This is a genomic window from Opitutus sp. ER46, from assembly GCF_003054705.1.
Taxonomy (GTDB): Bacteria; Verrucomicrobiota; Verrucomicrobiia; order Opitutales; family Opitutaceae; genus ER46.
In genome coordinates, this window is record NZ_QAYX01000017.1 from 185,596 (window position 1) to 203,796 (window position 18,201).

At 66.6% G+C, this 18,201-nt stretch carries 14 protein-coding genes and 1 tRNA gene; 12 read left to right on the forward strand and 3 right to left on the reverse strand.

All coding sequences use genetic code 11. The features are described from left to right. Positions 1–11 precede the first annotated feature (11 nt). From DB354_RS03100 to DB354_RS03110, 3 genes are all read left to right on the forward strand, one after another. Entirely contained in the window at positions 12–1,775 is a 1,764-nt protein-coding gene (locus DB354_RS03100; protein ID WP_107833964.1) for a proline--tRNA ligase, read from the forward strand. A gap of 160 nt (positions 1,776–1,935) precedes the next feature. Further along, on the forward strand, positions 1,936–2,232 hold the full coding sequence (locus DB354_RS03105; RefSeq protein ID WP_107833965.1) for an ATP-dependent Clp protease adaptor ClpS: 297 nt from the start codon (positions 1,936–1,938) through the stop codon (positions 2,230–2,232). After that, positions 2,219–2,680: a hypothetical protein gene (locus DB354_RS03110; RefSeq protein ID WP_107833966.1), complete on the forward strand. Its 462-nt coding sequence runs from the start codon at positions 2,219–2,221 to the stop codon at positions 2,678–2,680. Before DB354_RS03105 ends, DB354_RS03110 begins: the two co-directional genes overlap by 14 nt. Before the next feature lie 87 nt (positions 2,681–2,767). Here the strand turns inward: DB354_RS03110 and DB354_RS03115 are convergent, their stop codons facing one another. After that, complete coding sequence (locus DB354_RS03115) at positions 2,768–4,270, reverse strand: sulfatase (RefSeq protein WP_107833967.1); 1,503 nt, start codon at positions 4,268–4,270, stop codon at positions 2,768–2,770. A gap of 174 nt (positions 4,271–4,444) precedes the next feature. On the opposite strand from DB354_RS03115, the gene hemB reads away from it, so the two are divergent. Further along, complete coding sequence (gene hemB, locus DB354_RS03120; protein ID WP_107833968.1) at positions 4,445–5,458, forward strand: porphobilinogen synthase; 1,014 nt, start codon at positions 4,445–4,447, stop codon at positions 5,456–5,458. Between the two features lie 110 nt (positions 5,459–5,568). Here the strand turns inward: hemB and DB354_RS03125 are convergent, their stop codons facing one another. Next, on the reverse strand, positions 5,569–6,159 hold the full coding sequence (locus DB354_RS03125; RefSeq protein ID WP_107833969.1) for a polysaccharide biosynthesis/export family protein: 591 nt from the start codon (positions 6,157–6,159) through the stop codon (positions 5,569–5,571). Positions 6,160–6,279: 120 nt separating this feature from the next. Next, positions 6,280–7,074 carry a hypothetical protein gene (locus tag DB354_RS22180; RefSeq protein WP_158277338.1) on the reverse strand — a complete coding sequence of 265 codons (795 nt, stop codon included), beginning with the start codon at positions 7,072–7,074 and terminating at the stop codon, positions 6,280–6,282. A 181-nt stretch (positions 7,075–7,255) separates the two neighbouring features. Between DB354_RS22180 and DB354_RS03135 the strand changes: the two genes are divergently transcribed. The 8 genes from DB354_RS03135 to DB354_RS03170 all read left to right on the forward strand — a co-directional run bounded on the left by DB354_RS03135 (position 7,256) and on the right by DB354_RS03170 (position 18,121). Continuing rightward, complete coding sequence (locus tag DB354_RS03135; protein ID WP_107833970.1) at positions 7,256–8,317, forward strand: quinone-dependent dihydroorotate dehydrogenase; 1,062 nt, start codon at positions 7,256–7,258, stop codon at positions 8,315–8,317. Positions 8,318–8,472: 155 nt separating this feature from the next. Beyond that, positions 8,473–8,557 (forward strand) — tRNA-Leu (locus tag DB354_RS03140). A gap of 275 nt (positions 8,558–8,832) precedes the next feature. Beyond that, positions 8,833–11,046, forward strand: coding sequence for a hypothetical protein (locus tag DB354_RS03145; RefSeq protein WP_146180087.1), 2,214 nt, complete (start codon positions 8,833–8,835; stop codon positions 11,044–11,046). Positions 11,047–11,317: 271 nt separating this feature from the next. Then, positions 11,318–12,706, forward strand: coding sequence for a sigma-54 dependent transcriptional regulator (locus DB354_RS03150; RefSeq protein ID WP_107833972.1), 1,389 nt, complete (start codon positions 11,318–11,320; stop codon positions 12,704–12,706). Between the two features lie 161 nt (positions 12,707–12,867). Continuing rightward, positions 12,868–13,212 carry a hypothetical protein gene (locus DB354_RS03155; RefSeq protein ID WP_146180088.1) on the forward strand — a complete coding sequence of 115 codons (345 nt, stop codon included), beginning with the start codon at positions 12,868–12,870 and terminating at the stop codon, positions 13,210–13,212. A gap of 142 nt (positions 13,213–13,354) precedes the next feature. Next, the gene (locus DB354_RS03160) at positions 13,355–14,569 is read left to right on the forward strand and encodes a hypothetical protein (RefSeq protein WP_107833974.1); all 1,215 of its coding nucleotides are present in this window, start codon (positions 13,355–13,357) and stop codon (positions 14,567–14,569) included. Positions 14,570–14,638: 69 nt separating this feature from the next. Continuing rightward, entirely contained in the window at positions 14,639–15,994 is a 1,356-nt protein-coding gene (locus DB354_RS03165; RefSeq protein ID WP_158277339.1) for a HAMP domain-containing sensor histidine kinase, read from the forward strand. Positions 15,995–16,108: 114 nt separating this feature from the next. After that, positions 16,109–18,121, forward strand: coding sequence for a PQQ-binding-like beta-propeller repeat protein (locus DB354_RS03170; protein WP_158277340.1), 2,013 nt, complete (start codon positions 16,109–16,111; stop codon positions 18,119–18,121). The last annotated feature ends 80 nt before the right edge of the window (positions 18,122–18,201 follow it).

The window sequence follows — 18,201 nt, forward strand, 5'->3', positions numbered from 1 at the left end:
TGACCGACTTCATGAAACTCTGGTCGCAGTACTTCATCCCGACGTTGAAAGAGAGCCCGGCCGACGCGGAGATCGCGTCCCACAAGCTGCTGGTGCGCGCCGGTCTGGTCCGAAAGCTGAGCGGCGGCCTGTACACGTATCTGCCGCTGGGGCAGCGGGTGATGCAGAAGGTGACCCAGATTTGCCGGGAGGAGCTCGATGTCGCCGGGGCGATCGAGCTGTGGATGCCGCACCTGCATCCGGCCGAGCTGTGGCAGCAGGGACCGCGCTGGGCGGCGGCGCGCGAGATCATGTTCCGGGCGGACACGGCAGGCGACGGCAAGCGCGCGCCGCGTGATCCTGAGTTTGTGCTGGGCCCGACGCACGAGGAGGTGGTGACGCCGCTGGTGAAGGCGGAAATCACGAGTTACCGCGACCTGCCGAAGAACTTTTACCAGATCGCCACGAAGTTCCGGAACGAGATCCGGCCGCGCTATGGCCTGATGCGGGCGCGCGAGTTCGTGATGATGGACTCGTACTCCTTCGACGTGGATGACGAGCACGCGATCAAGAGCTACCTGAAGATGAAGGAGGCGTACGAGCGCTTCTTCCGTCGGCTCGGCGTGCAGGCGATCGCCGTGGAGGCCGACACCGGCGTGATGGGCGGCAGCTTCTCGCATGAGTTCATGGTCCCGGCGGAAGTCGGCGACGACGACGTGATCTACAACGAGGCGAGCGGCTACGCGGCGAACCGCGAGAAGGCGACGAGCGCGCTCGTGCCGAAGGATCTCGCGGATGCGGCGCCGGTGGGGGCGCTCGAGGAGTTCGCGACGCCCGGCGTGGTGACCATCGCAGCGCTGGAGGCCGCGCCGTATTCGGTGCCTGGCGACAAGCAGTTCAAGACGCTGGTGTACATCGGCGACGGCAAGCCGTTCCTGGTGATCCTGCGCGGCTGCGATGACCTGGAGGAGGCGAAGCTCGGCGCGCTGGGCTTCACGCTGTTCCGGCCGGCGACACCGGAGGAAATTGTCCCGGTGATGGGCGCCGCGCCCGGCAGCCTCGGGGCGATCAAGGGTTCGATCAAGAACCCGGCGGCGCTCGCGGGCGTCTTCGCCGACCACGCGATCCGGCTCATTGGCAACGGGGTGACCGGTGCCAACAAGGACGGCTTCCACCAGCGCAACGTGAACGTCACGCGCGACCTTGCGATCACGCGCTTCGGCGATTTCCGCCGCGTGCGTCCGGGCGAGCCGGACGTGAAGTCGGGCCAGCCGCTGCAGGTGCGCCGCGGCATCGAGGTGGGCCACATCTTCAAGCTCGGGACGAAATATTCCGAGAAGTACAACGCGGTGTACACGGACGACAAAAAGGAGTCCCACCTGATGGTGATGGGCTGCTACGGCATCGGCATCAGCCGCACCATGCAGGCGATCATCGAGCAGGGGCATGATGCTGACGGCATCGTGTGGCCGTGGAATGTGGCGCCCTTCCAGGTGCTGATCTGCGTGCTGGACCCGCAGTTGCCGGAGGCGATGGAACTGGCGAAGCGGCTGGGCGCCGCGGCCGAGCGGGCGGGCGCGGATGTGCTGATCGACGATCGCGCGGAGCGTCCCGGTGTGAAATTCAAGGACGCCGACCTGATCGGCATCCCGCTGCGCCTGACCATCGGCGGCAAGGGCCTGAAGGAAGGCGTGATCGAGCTGAAGCCGCGCGCGAAGAAGGAAATCACCAAGGTTCCGGTCGCCGAAGCGGAGGCGCGCCTGGCCGAGGTCATTGCCGCGTGCCGCGGCCAGTGACCCCGGTGACGGACGACGCGACGCGGGCGAAGGCGCTTTCCCGCCGACGGTTCGGAGAAAGTCCGGCCGTTGGGCGGGTGGGCGTGCCGCCGGCGCGACGTTTCAGACCCTGCGGAGTTGCGCACGCCGGGCCCGCCCGTTTATTGGACCGCCAACACGCATGACGAGCAGCACTCACGCCGTTCCCGAGATGGAGACCCACGCCGAGCTGGCGCTCGAGGGCGTGTGGCGCGTCGTCGTGCTCAACGATCCGGTCAACCTGATGTCGTACGTGGTGCTCGTCTTCAAAAAGGTCTTCGGCTTCGACGAGCAGACGGCCCGGCGGAAGATGCTGGAGGTGCACGAGCAGGGCCGGTCGATCGTGTGGAGCGGCCTGCGCGAGAAGGCGGAGGCCTACGTCTATACCTTGCAGCAGTGGCATCTCACCGCCGTCCTGGAGCGCGATGAAACGGATTGAGGTGAAACTCGCCCTGCCCGTGGTGGCACCGCTGCTGGACGTCATCCGGGAGCTGGCGGACGGACTGCGCCACGACCTGGCGGCGCCGCTGGCGTTGAACGACATCGACGAGGACCTGCGCGAAGCCTGGGTGGGCGATCTGCTCGAAGCGCAAAGCACCGAGGTGCAGGCGTTGCTGGGCCTCTTCAACGAGGAGTTTTTTTCGGAAGGCGTGGTCGCGTTCGACGAGGAGAACGCGGAGACGATCGTGCGCGCGTGCGCGGCCGTGCGGCTGCGCTTGCGCGAGCATCACCTGAAGGACCTGGCCGACGAGGTGCTCGAGGCGGGCGAAGTGGACCTGCAGGCGCTGGACGAGACCCTGCGCCGGGCGTTCATGTGCTATCTCTTCCTGGCGACGATCCAGGAGCTGATCATCCAGCACCTCGACGAGAGCATTCTCGACGGTTGAGCCGGACGGGCCGGGAGGGACGCAACACGGACGCCGCGGCGCACCCGCGTGGCGATGCGGCACGCGGCGCCGAAACGGAACCGCGGCTCAGGGTTGCGCGGGCAACTCGGTCTTGTCGGCGACGTACGCGCGCAGCTTGGCGGAGAGCTCCTTGACGATGTCGGCGTACTGCGGGTCCGTCACGAGGTTCTTCGTTTCGGCGGGATCGTTGACCGGGTCGGTCAGCATGGCGCCGGCGCCGCGGCCGAAGAACTCGGCGTAGCGCCAGCGCTCGGTGCGCACGACGGCGCCGGTGATGCCACGATTGCGCTCGTTCCAGACGGTGAAGGCGGGGTGGTTCCAGTCCTGATCGGGCGTCTGCAGGAGCGGGGAAAGGCTGCGACCCTCGATGCCGGCGGGGCGGGGCAGGCCGGTGAGTTCGACCAGCGTGGGAAAAATATCGACGGCCTGCACGACGCGCGGGGACGACGTGCCGTTACCCTTGGCGCGGGGATCGTGAATGATGAACGGGACCCGGGTGCCGTTCTCCCAGAGGGAGCCGGCCTTGGACCACTTGCCCTTTTCGCCGAGCTGGTAGCCGTGATCGCTCCAGAAGACGACGATGGTGCGCTCCCGCAGGCCGAGGGCGTCGAGCTCCGCAAGCACGCGGCCGGCGTTCCAGTCGACATAGGAGATGCAGGCGAGATACGCGCGGATCATGGCGCGGGCTTCGTCGGGCGTGGCGGCGCGGCGGACGAAGAGGTCGGCGTTGATGGGCCGGATCGAGCCGACCGGAAATCCGGCGGGGACCGTCGGCAGCGGCGCGAAGTCGACCGGAAGCGCGATGTCCTCCGTGCGGTAGAGGTCGAAGAAGCGCTTGGGCGCGACGAGCGGGCTATGCGGTTTGGAGAAACCGCAGGCGAGGAAGAATGGCTGCCCGCCCTTCTGGTTATACTCGCGCAGGTAGGCGATCGCGCGATCGGCGACAACGGTGTCGCCGAGCTTTTCGGGGGCCTCGCCTTCGACCGCTTCCCAACGATCCGATTCCGGGGCGCGCTTCACGTCGGAGGCGACCATTTGGGCCACGCGCTGCTTTTCGTCCGTATCGGAGAGGGTCGCGCGCGGGGTGTTGGCGAGGGATTTCTGTTCGCCGTAGCGATGCGGCTCTCCGCCCTGGGTCCACGCGGTGAAGTCGTCCATCCCGCCGTGAAAGATCTTGCCGGTGCGGAGCGTGAGATAGCCCTGGTCGCGGAAGTAGCTCGGGATGCTGGGCCACTCGGGGTGGGTGACGCGGAACCAGTCGCGATTGCCGTACACGTTCGTCGTGGTCGTGTGCCGGCCGGTGAGCATCGAGGTGCGCGACGGGTTGCACAGCGGGTACTGGCAGTAGGCGCGCGGGAAAACGACGCCCTGTTTCGCGAGGCGGTCGAGATTGGGGGTCTGCGCGCGGCCGGAGTAGGACCCGAGCTCGGCCCGCATGTCGTCGGCGATCAGGAACAGCACGTTCATCCGTTCGCCCGGCGCGGGTGCGGGCGCGGCGGCGGCCGCGCTGCGAGATACGGGCAGAAAGCTGGCCAGGGTCGCAAGAAGGAGCAGGGGTGAAATTCTCATGAGGGCAATGGATTGACGCGCGAGACGCCCCGATGATGCGAAGCCGAGGCGAGGAGTCGGCGGCGGCGTGATCGGACCGTGGGAAGTGGCGGGCGCGGCGCAAGGAACGCGGAGGCGAGCGCAAAAACGGATTGGTGAGGATGGGGGAGGCTGTGCTAGCTTGCGCGCACTACCATGGCTGACTCGTTCCAACTGAACCTCGTGCAACGTCCGCGTCGGCTCCGCCGAACGGCCAGTCTGCGGGACATGGTTCGGGAGACCATCCTGCGTCCGGCCGATTTCATTGCGCCGCTCTTTGTCGTCGAAGGGCGCGAAGCGCCGGACGAGATCAAGTCGATGCCCGGCGTGTTCCGGCTTTCGATCACCGATCTCGTGAAGGAATGCCGGGCGCTGCAGAAGCTGGGCGTGCCGGCGGTGGCGTTGTTCCCGAAGCTCGACCCGAAGTTGAAGGACGAGGAGGGCACGCTGGCGCTCGACGAGGACGCGCTCGTGCTGCGGGCGGTCCGCGCCGTGAAGAAAGCGGTGCCGGAGCTCACGATCCTGACGGACGTGGCGCTCGATCCATACACGTCGCACGGCCACGATGGCGTGCTCACGCCGGCCCAGGACGACGTGGAGAACGACCGCACGGTGGGCATTCTTGCGAAGATGGCGGTGCTGCAGGCGAAGGCGGGCGTCGATCTCGTGGCGCCGAGCGACATGATGGACGGCCGCGTGGGCGCGATCCGTCAGGCGCTGGATGCGGCCGGCTACACCGGCACCGGCATCATGGCGTATTCGGCTAAGTTTGCCTCGGCGTATTACGGCCCGTTCCGCGATGCGGTGGGCAGCTCGCAGGCTGCGGGCACCCGACTCCTGAGCAAGGCGACGTACCAGCTCGATCCGGCAAACCGCCGCGAAGCGATCTCCGAGGTGCTGCTCGACGAGGCGGAAGGCGCGGACATCGTCATGGTCAAGCCGGCGGGCATGTACCTGGACATCATCCGCGACGTGCGCGAAGTGACGCGGAAGCCGGTCGCGGCGTATCAGATCTCAGGTGAGTACGCACAGATCCAGGCTGCGGCCCGGCTGGGCTGGCTCGACTTGGCGCGGTGCCGCCACGAGTCGCTGCTCGCGATCAAGCGGGCGGGAGCCGACATGATCCTGACGTATTTCGCGAAGGACATGGCGGCGGAGCTGCGCAAGTAGCCGCGGGGACGACGGCTCCCCGGCGCAACGCGCCCGGGAGTGCCGGATCGTGGGCCCGCGTCGCCGACCGCGAAGGTCGCGCGGCCGGGAGGCAGGTTGCGAGGGTGGGACTAGAAGGGAGACCGCGGTACCTGAAGCGAGTCGCCCGGCACCAGCTTCGGGTCGTTCGCGGGATTTTTCTGGGCGGCCTTGATGTCGATCACGTAGGCGGCACGGTCGCGGACCAGGGTCACGGCCGATTCCTTGGCGTAGAGGGAGAAGCCGCCGGCGGACTGAATGGCCGTGGCCGCGGTGAGGTCGGGCGTCCACACGACGCGCCCGGGATGCTGCACCTCGCCGCCGACGTACACGAAGCGTTCGGTGACGCTGACTGACACGTCGACGTTGGTGTAGATCTTCCGCTGCACGTAGGTGGTGCGGACGCTCTGCGAAAGTTCGGCGGTGCTGAGTCCGGCGGCGGGCATGGCGCCGATGAACGGCAGCGTGATCAGGCCCTTGTCGTCGATCGTGACCGCATTGTTGGTCGGATCGGGGACGCCCTGGAGCGTGACCGTGAGGCTGTCGCCCGGCCGGAGTTGGGCGCTCGTAACCGGCACCGGAATGGCCGGAGACGGATCGCCGACGCCCGCGGTGGTGCAGCCGGAAAGGAAAGCCGCAAGGGCGAGAAAGCAGCTCAGCAGTCCGCGGGTAAACAGGTGCATGCGAGGTCGTTTGCTGGCGAAACCGTTGGGAAAAGGCAATGTCGCGCGCGGGTACGGCGCGGAGGTCGCGTCGGGCGGCCACAAAAAAGCCCCGGAGTTTTCTCCGGGGCTGAAAGGGTCTCAGCGTTTCTTGGCGCGGGAGCGAGGCTTCTCCTCTTCGTCGTCGTCCTCATCTTCGTCCTCATCCTCATCCTCGTCGCCGTCTTCGTCGTCCTCGTCGCCTTCCTTCTTCTCTTTGCCCTCTTCGTCTTCGTCGCCCTCCTCATCCTCGTCCCACTTGAGCGACTCATCATTCTTGAGCTTCTCCTCTTCCTCGGCATCGAGCTCGGGCAGGTCGTCCTCCTCGTCTTCGATGTCCTTGGCGGGAGCCTCCTCATCGGTGTCGTAGCCGGCGGGCATGTAGTCGAGGATGGCGGTGAGCTCCTCGAAAGTGTGTACGGCTTTGCCTTGGATGAAATTGGTGTTCTGCTCCTCGCGAATCTCGTCCTCGACCTCGTCGACGGAGAGCTTGGATTCGAAGGCGAAGAGATCGTTGAGCATCTTCACGCGGCAGCGCGTGAGATGATCGAGCAGGTCGGCGTAGGGTCCGTTCTCCTCGTCGAGGATGTCGGGCAGGCCGAAGAGTTTCTCGTCGGACTCGAACAGCGATTCCTTTACGCGCTTGAGGCGCACGCGGCCGTTGGCGGCGTCGCGGTCGATGCGGAAGGGAATGAAAGCAGCGTCGAAAACGTCCTGGTCGAAACCGTAGTCGCGCAGCGGCTCCACCAGCTCAATGAGGTGTTGCACTTGCCGCGGGTCGACAATGCTCAGGCCGTCGACATCCCAGCGGACAGGGTCGCTCGTTTCGACGACCCACCAGTTGTGGTCGTCTCCGAGACGGACGATGCACCAGTCGAGAGTGTTTGGCTTGGGCATTTGGAACAGTTGGGAATTTTTCGCGCAGCGTGCGAGTGAGGTCTGAAAAAACAAGCACAAAACTGCAGGTTTTTTTGGCGGACGAAATTTGGGGTTTCTCCACCGGAAAATGCTCGCCGTCCGGACCTTGAGTGAGGGGCGCGCTTGCCAAGGTGCAAGCCGGATTTCAACCTGCCCCGACATGGGGATTTACTACGAAAAGCTCATCCGGCCGGTGTTCTTCCGTCGCGATCCTGAACACGCGCACGAGCAGGCGGTGGCCGCCTTGCGCCGGCTGGCGGCGGTGCGACCGCTTTGTCGGATCCTGGAGTCAATGACGCAGCTCTCGCCGGCGATGGCACGACCGATCGAAGTGTTTGGCCTGAAGTTCCCCAACGCGGTTGGCCTGGGCGCGGGTTTCGACAAGAACGCGCAGGCGTGGCCGGCATTGGCGGCCCTCGGTTTCGGCCATGTGGAAGTGGGCACGATCACGGCGCTGGCCCAGCCCGGCAATCCGAGGCCCCGGGTGTTCCGGTATCCGGCGCACGAGGCGGTGATCAACCGGATGGGGTTCAACAATGACGGCGCGGAGGCGATCGCGCGCCGGTTCGCGCACCTGCCCAAGCCCGGGCAGCGGCGGATTCCGATCGGCATCAACCTGGGCAAGTCGAAGGTCACGGCGATCGAGGACGCGCCGCAGGACTATATAAAGAGTTTCAGCCTGTTGGCGGATCACGCGGACTATGTCGCACTGAACGTCTCGAGCCCGAACACGCCGAACCTGCGTCAACTCCAGGACGAGTCGCGGTTGCGCGAGTTGCTGGCCGCGGTGACCGGCGCGAACCGGGAGCGGGCGAGCCAGCCGGGCAAGGCGAGGGTGCCGGTGCTGCTGAAGATCGCGCCGGATCTCACCTGGCCGCAGATCGACGCGGTGCTGGGCGTCATCGCGGAGTATGGCCTCGACGGCATCATCGCGACGAACACGACGCTGGCGCGGCCCGGTTTCTTCGAGACGGTCAACGAAGCGGGCGGCCTGAGCGGCGCGCCCCTGCGGCGGCGCTCGACCGAGATCATCAACTACATCTCGCGGGCGACCCGCGGACGGCTGCCGATCATCGGCGTCGGCGGCATCGTCGATGCGGCGAGCGCGGGGGAGAAGATCGATGCCGGCGCCACGCTGGTCCAGATTTACACCGGCATGATCTACCGCGGACCGTTCTTTGCCGCCGACCTCGCCCGGGCCCTGCGCGATCGCCACGGCTGAACGGATGGGCGGTTCCGGGACGTGCGGTAATCACCCATCGGCCGAGTGAGTTGCAGTTCTGGCGCCAGGGACGGCGGACGACTTTCTTTTTTCGTTTCCGTGCTTTACTTCCCAGAAGCGATTCCTCTTAGTCCGCACTCCTCTTTTTGATAACTGCTCAGGTGGTGGAATTGGTAGACACACACGTTTGAGGGGCGTGTGCCGTAAGGCGTAAGGGTTCGAGTCCCTTCCTGAGCACCATTTTAAAACCGCATTCGTAACCGGATGCGGTTTTTGCATTTCTGGAAGAGGCGAGGGGGCCGACCGGTTGGGAGGGCAGGAAGTGACAACGGCTTATAAGACACAGGCGGCGACTCGCGCAAACGGCCCGGTTGGGCACATTCCGGCCCCGGTTCTGCCTCATCTCTCACTGTTCTCCCATGCCCACGCCCACGTCGCCTGAGCCTGAGTCACTGTTGCTACCCGCCCGCCACCCGTCATCGCGCCGCCGTTCCTGGATCCTCGCCGTCGCCGCTATGATAGTTCTGGCACCGCTCGCCTTGTGGCTGGGCGACGTGCCCAACCGGTACCGCGTGTCCGAGTTGTCCAAGTCCGCGCAGATCGCGCTGCTTTCATCCGACTTCCCAGCCGCCTTGCGGGCCTACCGGGCCGCGCTCGTGCTGCGACCCGGGGAACGGGAGATGCAACGCCAGTATCAGGACACGCAGGAGCGTTGGGTCCAGACGCTGGAACGGCGCCTGGAGGGACGGTCTCCGGAACAGGCGTATGCAGAAGTCCGTGACGTTCCTCCGCGTCTCGAACTGCTGCTGACCGAGCCACAACTCGGCCGGCTGCGGCAGCGGGTCGAGGGAGTCGCCACCACGATGCGCGAACAGCTGGACGCGGTCCGCGCGGCGGCGCGCGCGCTGGCCGCCGGGGGCAATTTTGAGGGCGCGCATGCGGCGTTGCAGCCGCTCGCGGCGTACCCGGCGCTGGTGCCGAGGCTGGCCGACGATCGGCGCGCGATCGAAGTCCTGCAGGTGGAAACCGCGATGGCGAAGGCCCGCGAACTGGCGGCGGATGGCCAACCTGGCGCGGCGCGGGAAATCCTGGAACCCGTGGCGGGTTTGGCGGGCGGCGTATCCGAATTTGCCGAACAACTGGCCGCGGCGCGTGCGGCCGAACTGGAACAGCTTGTGACCGCAGCCCGGTCCGCGGCCGCCGACGAAGCACCTGGTTTCGAAGAGGCGTGGCAGGCACTCGCGGTTGCAGAGAAACGTGGGCTGGCCCGGGAACAGGTGGAGGCGACGGCACGATTCATTTCGGAACGCGCCCTGCGGCATGAGGGGGTGGCCTTGGTAAAGGCGGTCGTGGGCAACTGGCCCGAGGAGGTTCGCGCTGCGCTCGAAGGGCTGCAGCGCAACGCGCGGATCTCCGCAACGGAGGCGGATCGCGTGCAGTTGTCGGCGACGACGCTCGAGTTTGAGCCATTCCGGACCTTGCTGCATCGGCTGCAACTTGACCGGGTGGACGACGCCTTGGGCTATCGGATGGACGCTCACCTGATTTTTGCGGTGCTCGACCGGTTCAAGGATCGGTCGGCGGCTGAGGCGTACCTGGCAGAGATCTTTCGTGGCTGGGCGAAGGCGCACGCCGGCGCGGGACACCCCGCTGTCGCCCAGTTGCTGGATCGCCGTGCGATCAAACTCGGTGCGCCTGAGGACGCTGCCTGGAGCCGGGCGCAGGCGGAAAGCATCCGGGCCCAGAGCGAGGTGACGATTGCGGTGCGCAGCCGCAGCCCAATCCCGGCGAGTATTTCGGCTGCTGAAATTGCCCGTGCCGCGCACGAGGCGCTGCGGGGAAGGGAGCGTGCCGGGGCCAGCGGCACGTGGCCCCGAGTGGTGCTGAGCGACCATGGCACCGAGACGGCGGGTGACGCGGCCCGCCGGATCACGGCCGAGACTGTGGTCGAGGTGACGACGAGTGACACCCCGCTGCGGGTAAGCCGCTCGGTGCGCTATCAGAGCGGCACGCGTGAGGTGAGGAATCCCGACTGGGATAATCTGATTGCGCAACGCGATGAGTATCACGCGCGGTTTCGCAGCTTGGAGCGGGAGGTGGCCGCCGCCAAGCGACGTTCTGCGGATGCGCAGAACAATCCGAACCTCACGCCGAACCAACGGGTGGGGGAAGTCGTCGAGGCGGAAGCACTCGCGCTGGCCAAGACGATCCAAATGAACAACGCCCGCTCCGAGGGCATGGCCATCGAGGGGCAAATGCGGAACACGCCGTTGAACGTCACTGAGCCGGTGTACGCAGATGAGCCGTACACGGAGATCACGCGCCAGCGCCGGTTCATCGCGCATTGCACGTTCACTTTCTGGTCGGGTGGAGAGGAGATCGGTACGCCCTGGACGGTGTCCGCGGAGACCACGCGCAAGACGTTCGAAGTGGTGGGGAACGCCTCCCGGGGTGTGCCGGTGCGCTCGGAGACGGCGATCGACCAGGCCAAGCTCGGGACGGAACTGACGAGCGCACTCGTCGCCAAGATCGCGCGCCTTGGCACCTTGCCCAATCTGCAGAACCTGACCTGGGCCCACGCGTTGCGGCGCGGCGCGGAGGCGGCGGATCCCTTCGGCGTGGCCGAACAGCTGCTGCGGGTCGCCTCCCGTTGGGAGGAGCAAGGCGTCCGGTTTTCGCGGCAGCCGGACGCCGAGCGCGCGCTCGATGCGATTCTGTTCCCACAGTAGGTGGAGTGTCGCCGCGCCAAGGCGCGTCTGCTCGCCGGAGCCGATGCGTCGGAGGCGATCGCGGTTCCAGCTGCAACTTGGGTAATTACAGCTGCACCCCTCCTCCCACGGGCTCCGGCGTTGTGGCCCGGAGCCGTGCAACTACCGCATCTCGACGTTGCTCTGAATCGACGCGGTTTGGCGGCGGAGCGCCGGCATGCCTCAGCGTTTGACTGGGCCGGGGCGTTACCTTCTTCTGCCGGTTCCAGTTTCCAAGTCATCGTTCAACGGCATGCCCACCTCACCCCTTGCTGGTCTCAATGTGCTTCTCCTCGAGGACGAGCTGCTGCTGCGCAAACGGCTGGCGGGCTTCCTGGAGAAGGAGGGTGCTGACGTCACGGCGCTTGGTTCGGTCGCCGATGCGCGCCGCGCGGTGCAGGGGCTTTCGTTCGAGGCGGCGCTGCTGGACGTGAACCTGCCGGATGGCCGGGGCACAGACCTGTTGCGGGAGAAGCTCTTCCCGGCCACGACGACGGTGATCGTGATGACCGCGGAGGGTGGGGTGGCGGGCGCGGTGGAGGCAATCCGCGCGGGAGCGTCGGATTACCTGGTCAAGCCCTTCGATCCGCAGGAGCTGCCGGTCCGGTTTGCCCAAGCGCGACGCGCGCGGCAGGCAAAACGCGTCGACGAGTTTCGGCGGGGGCAGGAAGCGGAGCTGGTATTTGGCGAGAGCCTGGCCGGCGTGCGCGAACAACTGCTGAAGATCACCACGGCCGACCGTCGGCTCGGGCACCACCTGCCGCCGGTGTTGATCGAAGGCGAGACCGGCACCGGCAAGACGGCCATCGCGCGCTGGATCCACCGCAACGGCCCGCGCGCCGAGGAGGCGCTGATCGAGATCAACTGCTCGGCAATGCCGGAGGCGCTGGCCGAATCCGAGCTCTTTGGCCACGAGCGAGGCGCCTTCACCGATGCCAAGGCGGCGCGCATCGGCCTGATGGAAGCGGCGGACGGTGGATCGCTCTTTCTAGACGAGCTGCCCTCGTTGGCGCAGTCGATGCAGGCGAAGCTGTTGACGGCGCTCGAGGACCATTCAATCCGACGCGTCGGCTCGACCCGGAGCATCAGCGTCGATGCGCGCATCATTGCCGCGACGAATTCGGACCTGAATTCCCTGGTGGCGAGCGGACGTTTTCGCGAAGACCTCCTGCATCGGCTGGACCTCTTCCGCGTGCGCCTGCCGCCGCTCCGCGAACGTGGGAACGATATCCTCATCCTGGCGGAGGAACTCCTGGCGCGGGTCTGCCGCCGGTATGGCATGCCGGTGCCCGAAATCCCGACGAACGGCCGCCGCCGCCTGCTGGCACACAATTGGCCGGGCAACGTGCGCGAGCTGGCGCATGAAATTGAGCGCGCGGTGGTGTTTGGCGGCGAGGAGGGGCTTGCCTTCCGGCACCTCGGAGGCGACGCCAGCGATCTCTCGGGTGCGGGCTGGCTGCGCCCGGGCTTCAACTTCCCGGAGTCTGGATTCTCGCTGGAGCAGGCGATCGACGAGTTGGTGGCGAAGGCCGTTCAGCAGGCCGATGGCAACGTCTCCGCGGCGGCGCGTCTCCTTGGGGTGTCGCGAGATGTGGTGCGGTATCGGATGAAGACCAAGGAGAGTGCCGAAAGTGGGAAATAACCCAGATCCCGCCGGACGAATGGGGAATTTTCCTCGTTTTTACCTGGGGCAGCTTGATTGCGTGAAGCTATTAGTAATTCGAGAATAGATATTTAGCTCTCTTGGCCCTTCTTGGCATGCTGGGTGCAAAGATTAGCACGCTTCAAAACACCATGATCCTGATGCGGAAAACCCTTCTCCTGATCGCGCTTCTGGCGGCGACGGGGATGGTGCGCGCCGCGAACCCGGAGGCTCCGGTGATCAACAAGTCGGAGATGGTGACGCCCGGTAAGCCGGCCGACCTGCAGAAGCTCATGAAGGAGTTCAGTGCGCGCCGGGATGCGATTCTGGCGGACCGCGAGGCGTTCATGAACCAGCTGAAGACCGCGACGGTTGAGCAGCGCAAAGAGATTCTCGCCAAGATGCAGGCGCAGCAGAAGGAGCTCGTCGAAGCCCAGCGCGCCATCGGTCGGCAGATCCGCGATGAGATGCGGAAACTCAAGCTCGCGTCGCCCGCCGGCCGTTGATCCCTTTTTTCAGCGTTACCAACACTAGTCAGAAGGCAGTCGCTCCCCGGAGCGGCTGCCTTTTTTTCGCGTTGTTACAGGCGGGTGCTTTCGCCTGACTTGTCGACCGTTGTCTGACGGGGACAACCTGAACCTCCTAGCTGTGAACCGCCTTTCTTGTCTCATTACTCTGCTCGCCATCGGCTTCGGTGTCGTTGGCTCGGGCGCGTATGCGGAGGAGACCAAGCTGCCGGCGGCTCAGAACCAGGCCGAGTTGGAACGCGATCTCGCCGAGTTTCAGGCCCTGCTGGAGGCCGCGCAGCCGAAGTGGACGGCCTCGGCGTCGGTGTTCCTCGCCGCGGGGGTTAACGACAACCTGCTGCTCAGCCCCGACCCGAAAGCCAGCCCGCAGGATCCGGAGCGGAGTTCCTTCGTGCGAGGCGGCGTGGAAGCACTGCTCTGGCGCGTGCCCAAGGGGAAGATTGACTACTTCGGGTTTCTGAACGCCGAGCGCACCCGCTACTTCTCCGGCGATTCCGTCGACCATGATGCGCAGGCCTTTGCGGGACTCGAGTGGCGGTATCGCGAGCCCGACCGGCTCAGCCTGCTCGTCGACCTCCAGGGCTACTATCTCGACGAGGTCTTCGACATCTCCGACACCTACGTGCGACGCCAAGTCGCCGAGCTGCAGCTCACCGGGGCAAAGTTCGGGCCGACGTTGCGCTGGTGGGTGCGGCCCTGGTTCTGGGTCGAGGGCACGGCGACCGGCTCGCGCCAGACATTCGACGATGGCGTGAACAACGCCACGCTCCGCGATTCCGCGGCGGCGGCGGCGTGGGTGCCGACGGACCGGGTGGAGCTGCGGCTCACGAAGGCGGAGCGCCGGCGCGATTATGACCAGCGCACCCTGTTCGACAGCGACGGCGCGCCGGATCCGCAGGGGCGGCTGATCGTGATTCATGAGCGCTCCTGGGAAGGGCAACTGCAGCTCACGCTCGGCCACAGCCGGCATTGGAAAACCACGAGCGCGGCCGGCGAACTGCGCTACCGCGACAACGGCTCCGGCTTCCTCGACTATTTCCAGCAACGCGTTCGCCAGGAGGTGGAGTGGTCCGCCGGCAACTGGCTGGCCCGCGTGAGCGGAGACGCCAGCCGCAAGGACTACCGGCTGCAGACGGTCGGGGAGGGGTTCCCCCAGTTCCTGCCGCATCTCTTCAAGGAGGAGCTCGGGGCCACAGTGCGGGTGGAACGCGCGTTGACCAAACACTGGACGCTCTTCGCGGAATATCGGTGGGGACGCACCCGTTCCAACGATGAGTACGCAGTTTACGAGATGAACGAAGGCTTGCTTGGGGCCCGCTGGAACTGGGAAAAATGACCTCTCGTCGCCCAGATGCCAATTCACCCCACGTCGCCAGGTCGGGCTGCTCCCGCTGCCGTGCTCGCAGTGACGCTGCTGGTGTTCGCGGGCGTGGTGGCCTACGTGAGCCTCTGGCTGCGGCAAGGATTGCGTGAGCAGGTCCTGCGGCGCGAGGCGGAGACGCTGACGGAGATCGCGGCCTTCCAACTGGCCACGGAGGCTGAGAGCCTCGCGAAGCTGGGCCTGCCGGAAGCCCCGGGTGAACTGCTCAACGCGGTGCTGAAAACGTCGAAACTGCGCGGGGTGTTCGCCGTGCGGGTGCTGGACGCCGATCAGAATTTCGCGGGCGCGCTGCCGCTGCCCTGGACCGAAACGCCGCCGGCGGCGAAAGACTGGGCCCAGTTGGCGCAAGGCGTGCCGGTCGCCCGGCTGCACGCGCGGGAGTCTGCCGCCGAGGTGATCGGGCTCGCGCCGCCGACGACGGCCGGGCGCGCCGCCGAGCCCCTCGTGGAAACCTGGTTGCCGTTGCGGGCCACGGACAAGGCGCCACTGGCCGGCGTCGCGCAGATGTGGACGGATGGTCATGCCGTCGCGATGGAGTTTGCGGCGATCGATCGGCGCGTGTTGCTGCAGGCACTCCTGGCCTGGACCGCCGGCGCGGCCATCATCTCCGTGCTGCTGACGTGGGCTTTCCGGCGTCTGGCTCAGGCGAACCGCATGCTCCAGGCGCGCAGCGAGGATCTGTTACGGGCGAACCGCGAACTGACGCTGGCGGCCAAGACCTCCGCGCTCGGCGCCGTCGCCGCGCACCTCGTGCACGAACTCAAGAACCCGGTTGCCGGCCTGGAAGAGTATGTCGCGAGCCAGTCGGAACAGGGCGCGCGCGGCGACGGTGGGGGCGAACTTGCCGCAGCCTCGGAACTCACGCGCCGGTTGCGGACGATGATCAACGATGTGGTCGGCGTGATGCGCGACGAACAGCAGGACGCCGGCTTCGAGCTGACCGCGGCCGAGGTGCTGGAGCTCGTCTTTGCCAAGGCGCGACCGCTGGCCGAGGCGCGCGGTGTGCAATTGGAGACGGCGGTTGCCGGTGATGCCGCAACGCTGCCGGCGCGGCGATCGAACCTGACCCGGCTCGTGCTGCAGAACCTGCTTCAGAACGCGATCGAGGCGACGCCGCGTGGACGCAAGGTGCGGCTGAGCGCCGAGTCCGCGGGCGGCACGATGAGCTTTGCCGTCGCCGACGAAGGCCCGGGCTTGCCCGCGGCCGTCCAGGCGAGGCTGTTTCAACCATGCCCGAGCGGCAAACCCGGGGGCAGCGGCCTCGGGCTCGCTCTGAGCCAGCAACTTGCCCGCCAGGCCGATGGCCGGATCGTCCTCGAGCGCACCGGGGCGACCGGCACCTGCTTCCAGCTCGTGCTGGACGCGAGGGTGGAAACCTAGCAGCAGTTCTGCAGTCACCACTGCATGTCATTGAGCCGCCAATCGCCTAACTCGCCGACAGTCCGTCGCCTCGCGGCGGTGTTGCGCGGGTGGACGGGGGCTGGGCTCTTCGCCTTGGTCACGTCGGTCTGCCTCGCGGTGGATGGCGGATCCAAATGGCCGGGACCGTACGCGATGGGTGGCACCACCGTCGCGCCGGCCATCTACTCGGCTCCGACCCTCGACGAGGCGGGCAACATCTACCTGACGGTGACGTACGGGACTTCGGTCGAGACCGGCGCCCTGCGGAAGTTCTCCCCGGCGGGGGTGCCGCTCGGCCGGGCGGACTTTCCCGCCGCCGTGTCCTCACCACCCACGTTGGGCGCCAACGGCATCCTTTACTTCGGGTGCTACGACGGCCGCGTCCTAGCCTACGACTCCCAGCAAGCAGGCAGCGCGAACTGGCAGCCAAAGTGGGTCTATGACTCCAACGAGCTCACCGGCGAACTCACCTACATCAACAGCGCGCCCGCGATTTCCGCCGATGGTTCGACGCTCTATTTCGGGTTGTCGACCTGGGGTGCCGGCTCGGCCTCATCACCCGGCGGGTTGCTCGCCCTGACCAGCGACCTCCAGCTCAAGTGGGTGGTATGGTTCGGCGACCGCGTGGAGTCCTCGCCGGTGATCGCCGCCGACGGCACCATCTACGCCAGCTCCTGGGATGGAAACCTCTACGCATTCAATCCCGACAAGTCCGAGAAGTGGCGCCGCCCGCTCAACGCCTCGATCTTCGCGTCGCCCGCGATCGGGCCCGACGGCACCGTGTACGTCGGTTCGATCGCGAAGCAGTTTGTCGCCGTTTCGCCTGCCAATGAGCTGAAGTGGACCGCCGAGGTTTCGGCCATCGGGGCGGCTTCGGTCGGCCCGGATGGCACCGTCTATGTTGGCAACTACGCCGACGCGACGCTCTGCGCCGTGAATCGCGACGATGGCTCGGTCAAGTGGCGCGCGGTGGGGCCGCCGAGCACGACGGCGATCGGCTCGACGCCGACCATCCGCGGCGATGGCCTCATCCTGTACGGCGGTGCGGATCGCACCTTGCGCGCCTACCGGCCCGACACCGGTGACGTCGTGTGGTCATACGCGGCCACGGGCGAAATTGGGACGGCGCCGGTGATCGCGCCGACCGCCGACCACAGCATTTACCTGTGCACCGTCGACGGGAAACTGCATGCGCTGCAGGGCAACGGGTCGGGCGTTTCCCAATACGCGTCCTGGCCCACGTTTCAGCGCGACATGGCGCACCGCGGGCTCGCTCCAGAGACCATGAACGGCGGCCGGCTCGCCAACCTCTCCACGCGCGGACTTGTCGCGCCCGACAAACTGCTGATCGCCGGCTTCGTGCTCAAGGGAGGGGCAATCCAGCGCCTGCTGGTGCGTGGGGTGGGGCCGACCCTGAAGTACTTCAACCTCCAGCAGCCGCTCGCCGATCCGCGCATGGAAGTGTGGACGCATTCCGCGTTCATCTGGGACCGCAACGACAATTGGGGCGACGGCGATGACGCCGCGGCAATTGCCGAGATCGGAAACGGGCTCGGCGCGTTCCCGCTCGACGCGGGAAGCCGCGACGCGGCCGTCCTTGCCCGGTTCGATCCGGCGCTGACCTACACCGAGGTCATCGGCAGCGCCGACGGTTCGACGGGCGTGGCGCTGGCGGAGGTGTACGAAATCGACCCGACCTCGGCCGGCCTGCACAACCTGTCCACTCGCGGGTACGTCGGCACTGGGGTCGATGTGCTGATCGCCGGTCTCCACATCTCCGGCACCGGCAAACTGCGGCTGCTGATCCGCGGCATTGGCCCCGGACTCAAGCAGTTCAACGTGCCCGGTACGATCGCTCGACCTCGGATCCAAGTGTCGACCTTGGACGGGACGGTGATGGCCGAGAACTCGGGCTGGTACGCCGCGGGTCTCTCCGGCGACATCAATGCGGCCACCGCGCTTTCGGGCGGGTTCCCCCTCAAGTCGACCGATGCCGACACCGCCTTGGTGATGGCCCTGAGCCCGGGGTCGTACACCGTCATCCTTTCGGGCGTCGATGGGGACGTTGGCGTGGGGATGGTCGAGGTTTACTACCTGCCGTTTTGAGCCGCGGAACGCGCCGTCCGGCCGCCGACGGCGTCGGAGATCTTCCGAGGCGGATGCCCCCGGTCCCTCGTCGGGAAACT

What these genes read in the sequence shown, in the direction of transcription:
- DB354_RS03100 (WP_107833964.1), top strand. Translation starts at nt 12, where the DNA reads ATGAAACTCTGGTCGCAGTACTTCATCCCGACGTTGAAAGAGAGCCCG.
- DB354_RS03105 (WP_107833965.1), top strand. Translation starts at nt 1,936, where the DNA reads ATGACGAGCAGCACTCACGCCGTTCCCGAGATGGAGACCCACGCCGAG.
- DB354_RS03110 (WP_107833966.1), top strand. Translation starts at nt 2,219, where the DNA reads ATGAAACGGATTGAGGTGAAACTCGCCCTGCCCGTGGTGGCACCGCTG.
- DB354_RS03115 (WP_107833967.1), bottom strand. Translation starts at nt 4,270, where the DNA reads ATGAGAATTTCACCCCTGCTCCTTCTTGCGACCCTGGCCAGCTTTCTG.
- hemB (WP_107833968.1), top strand. Translation starts at nt 4,445, where the DNA reads ATGGCTGACTCGTTCCAACTGAACCTCGTGCAACGTCCGCGTCGGCTC.
- DB354_RS03125 (WP_107833969.1), bottom strand. Translation starts at nt 6,159, where the DNA reads ATGCACCTGTTTACCCGCGGACTGCTGAGCTGCTTTCTCGCCCTTGCG.
- DB354_RS22180 (WP_158277338.1), bottom strand. Translation starts at nt 7,074, where the DNA reads ATGCCCAAGCCAAACACTCTCGACTGGTGCATCGTCCGTCTCGGAGAC.
- DB354_RS03135 (WP_107833970.1), top strand. Translation starts at nt 7,256, where the DNA reads ATGGGGATTTACTACGAAAAGCTCATCCGGCCGGTGTTCTTCCGTCGC.
- DB354_RS03145 (WP_146180087.1), top strand. Translation starts at nt 8,833, where the DNA reads ATGATAGTTCTGGCACCGCTCGCCTTGTGGCTGGGCGACGTGCCCAAC.
- DB354_RS03150 (WP_107833972.1), top strand. Translation starts at nt 11,318, where the DNA reads ATGCCCACCTCACCCCTTGCTGGTCTCAATGTGCTTCTCCTCGAGGAC.
- DB354_RS03155 (WP_146180088.1), top strand. Translation starts at nt 12,868, where the DNA reads ATGCGGAAAACCCTTCTCCTGATCGCGCTTCTGGCGGCGACGGGGATG.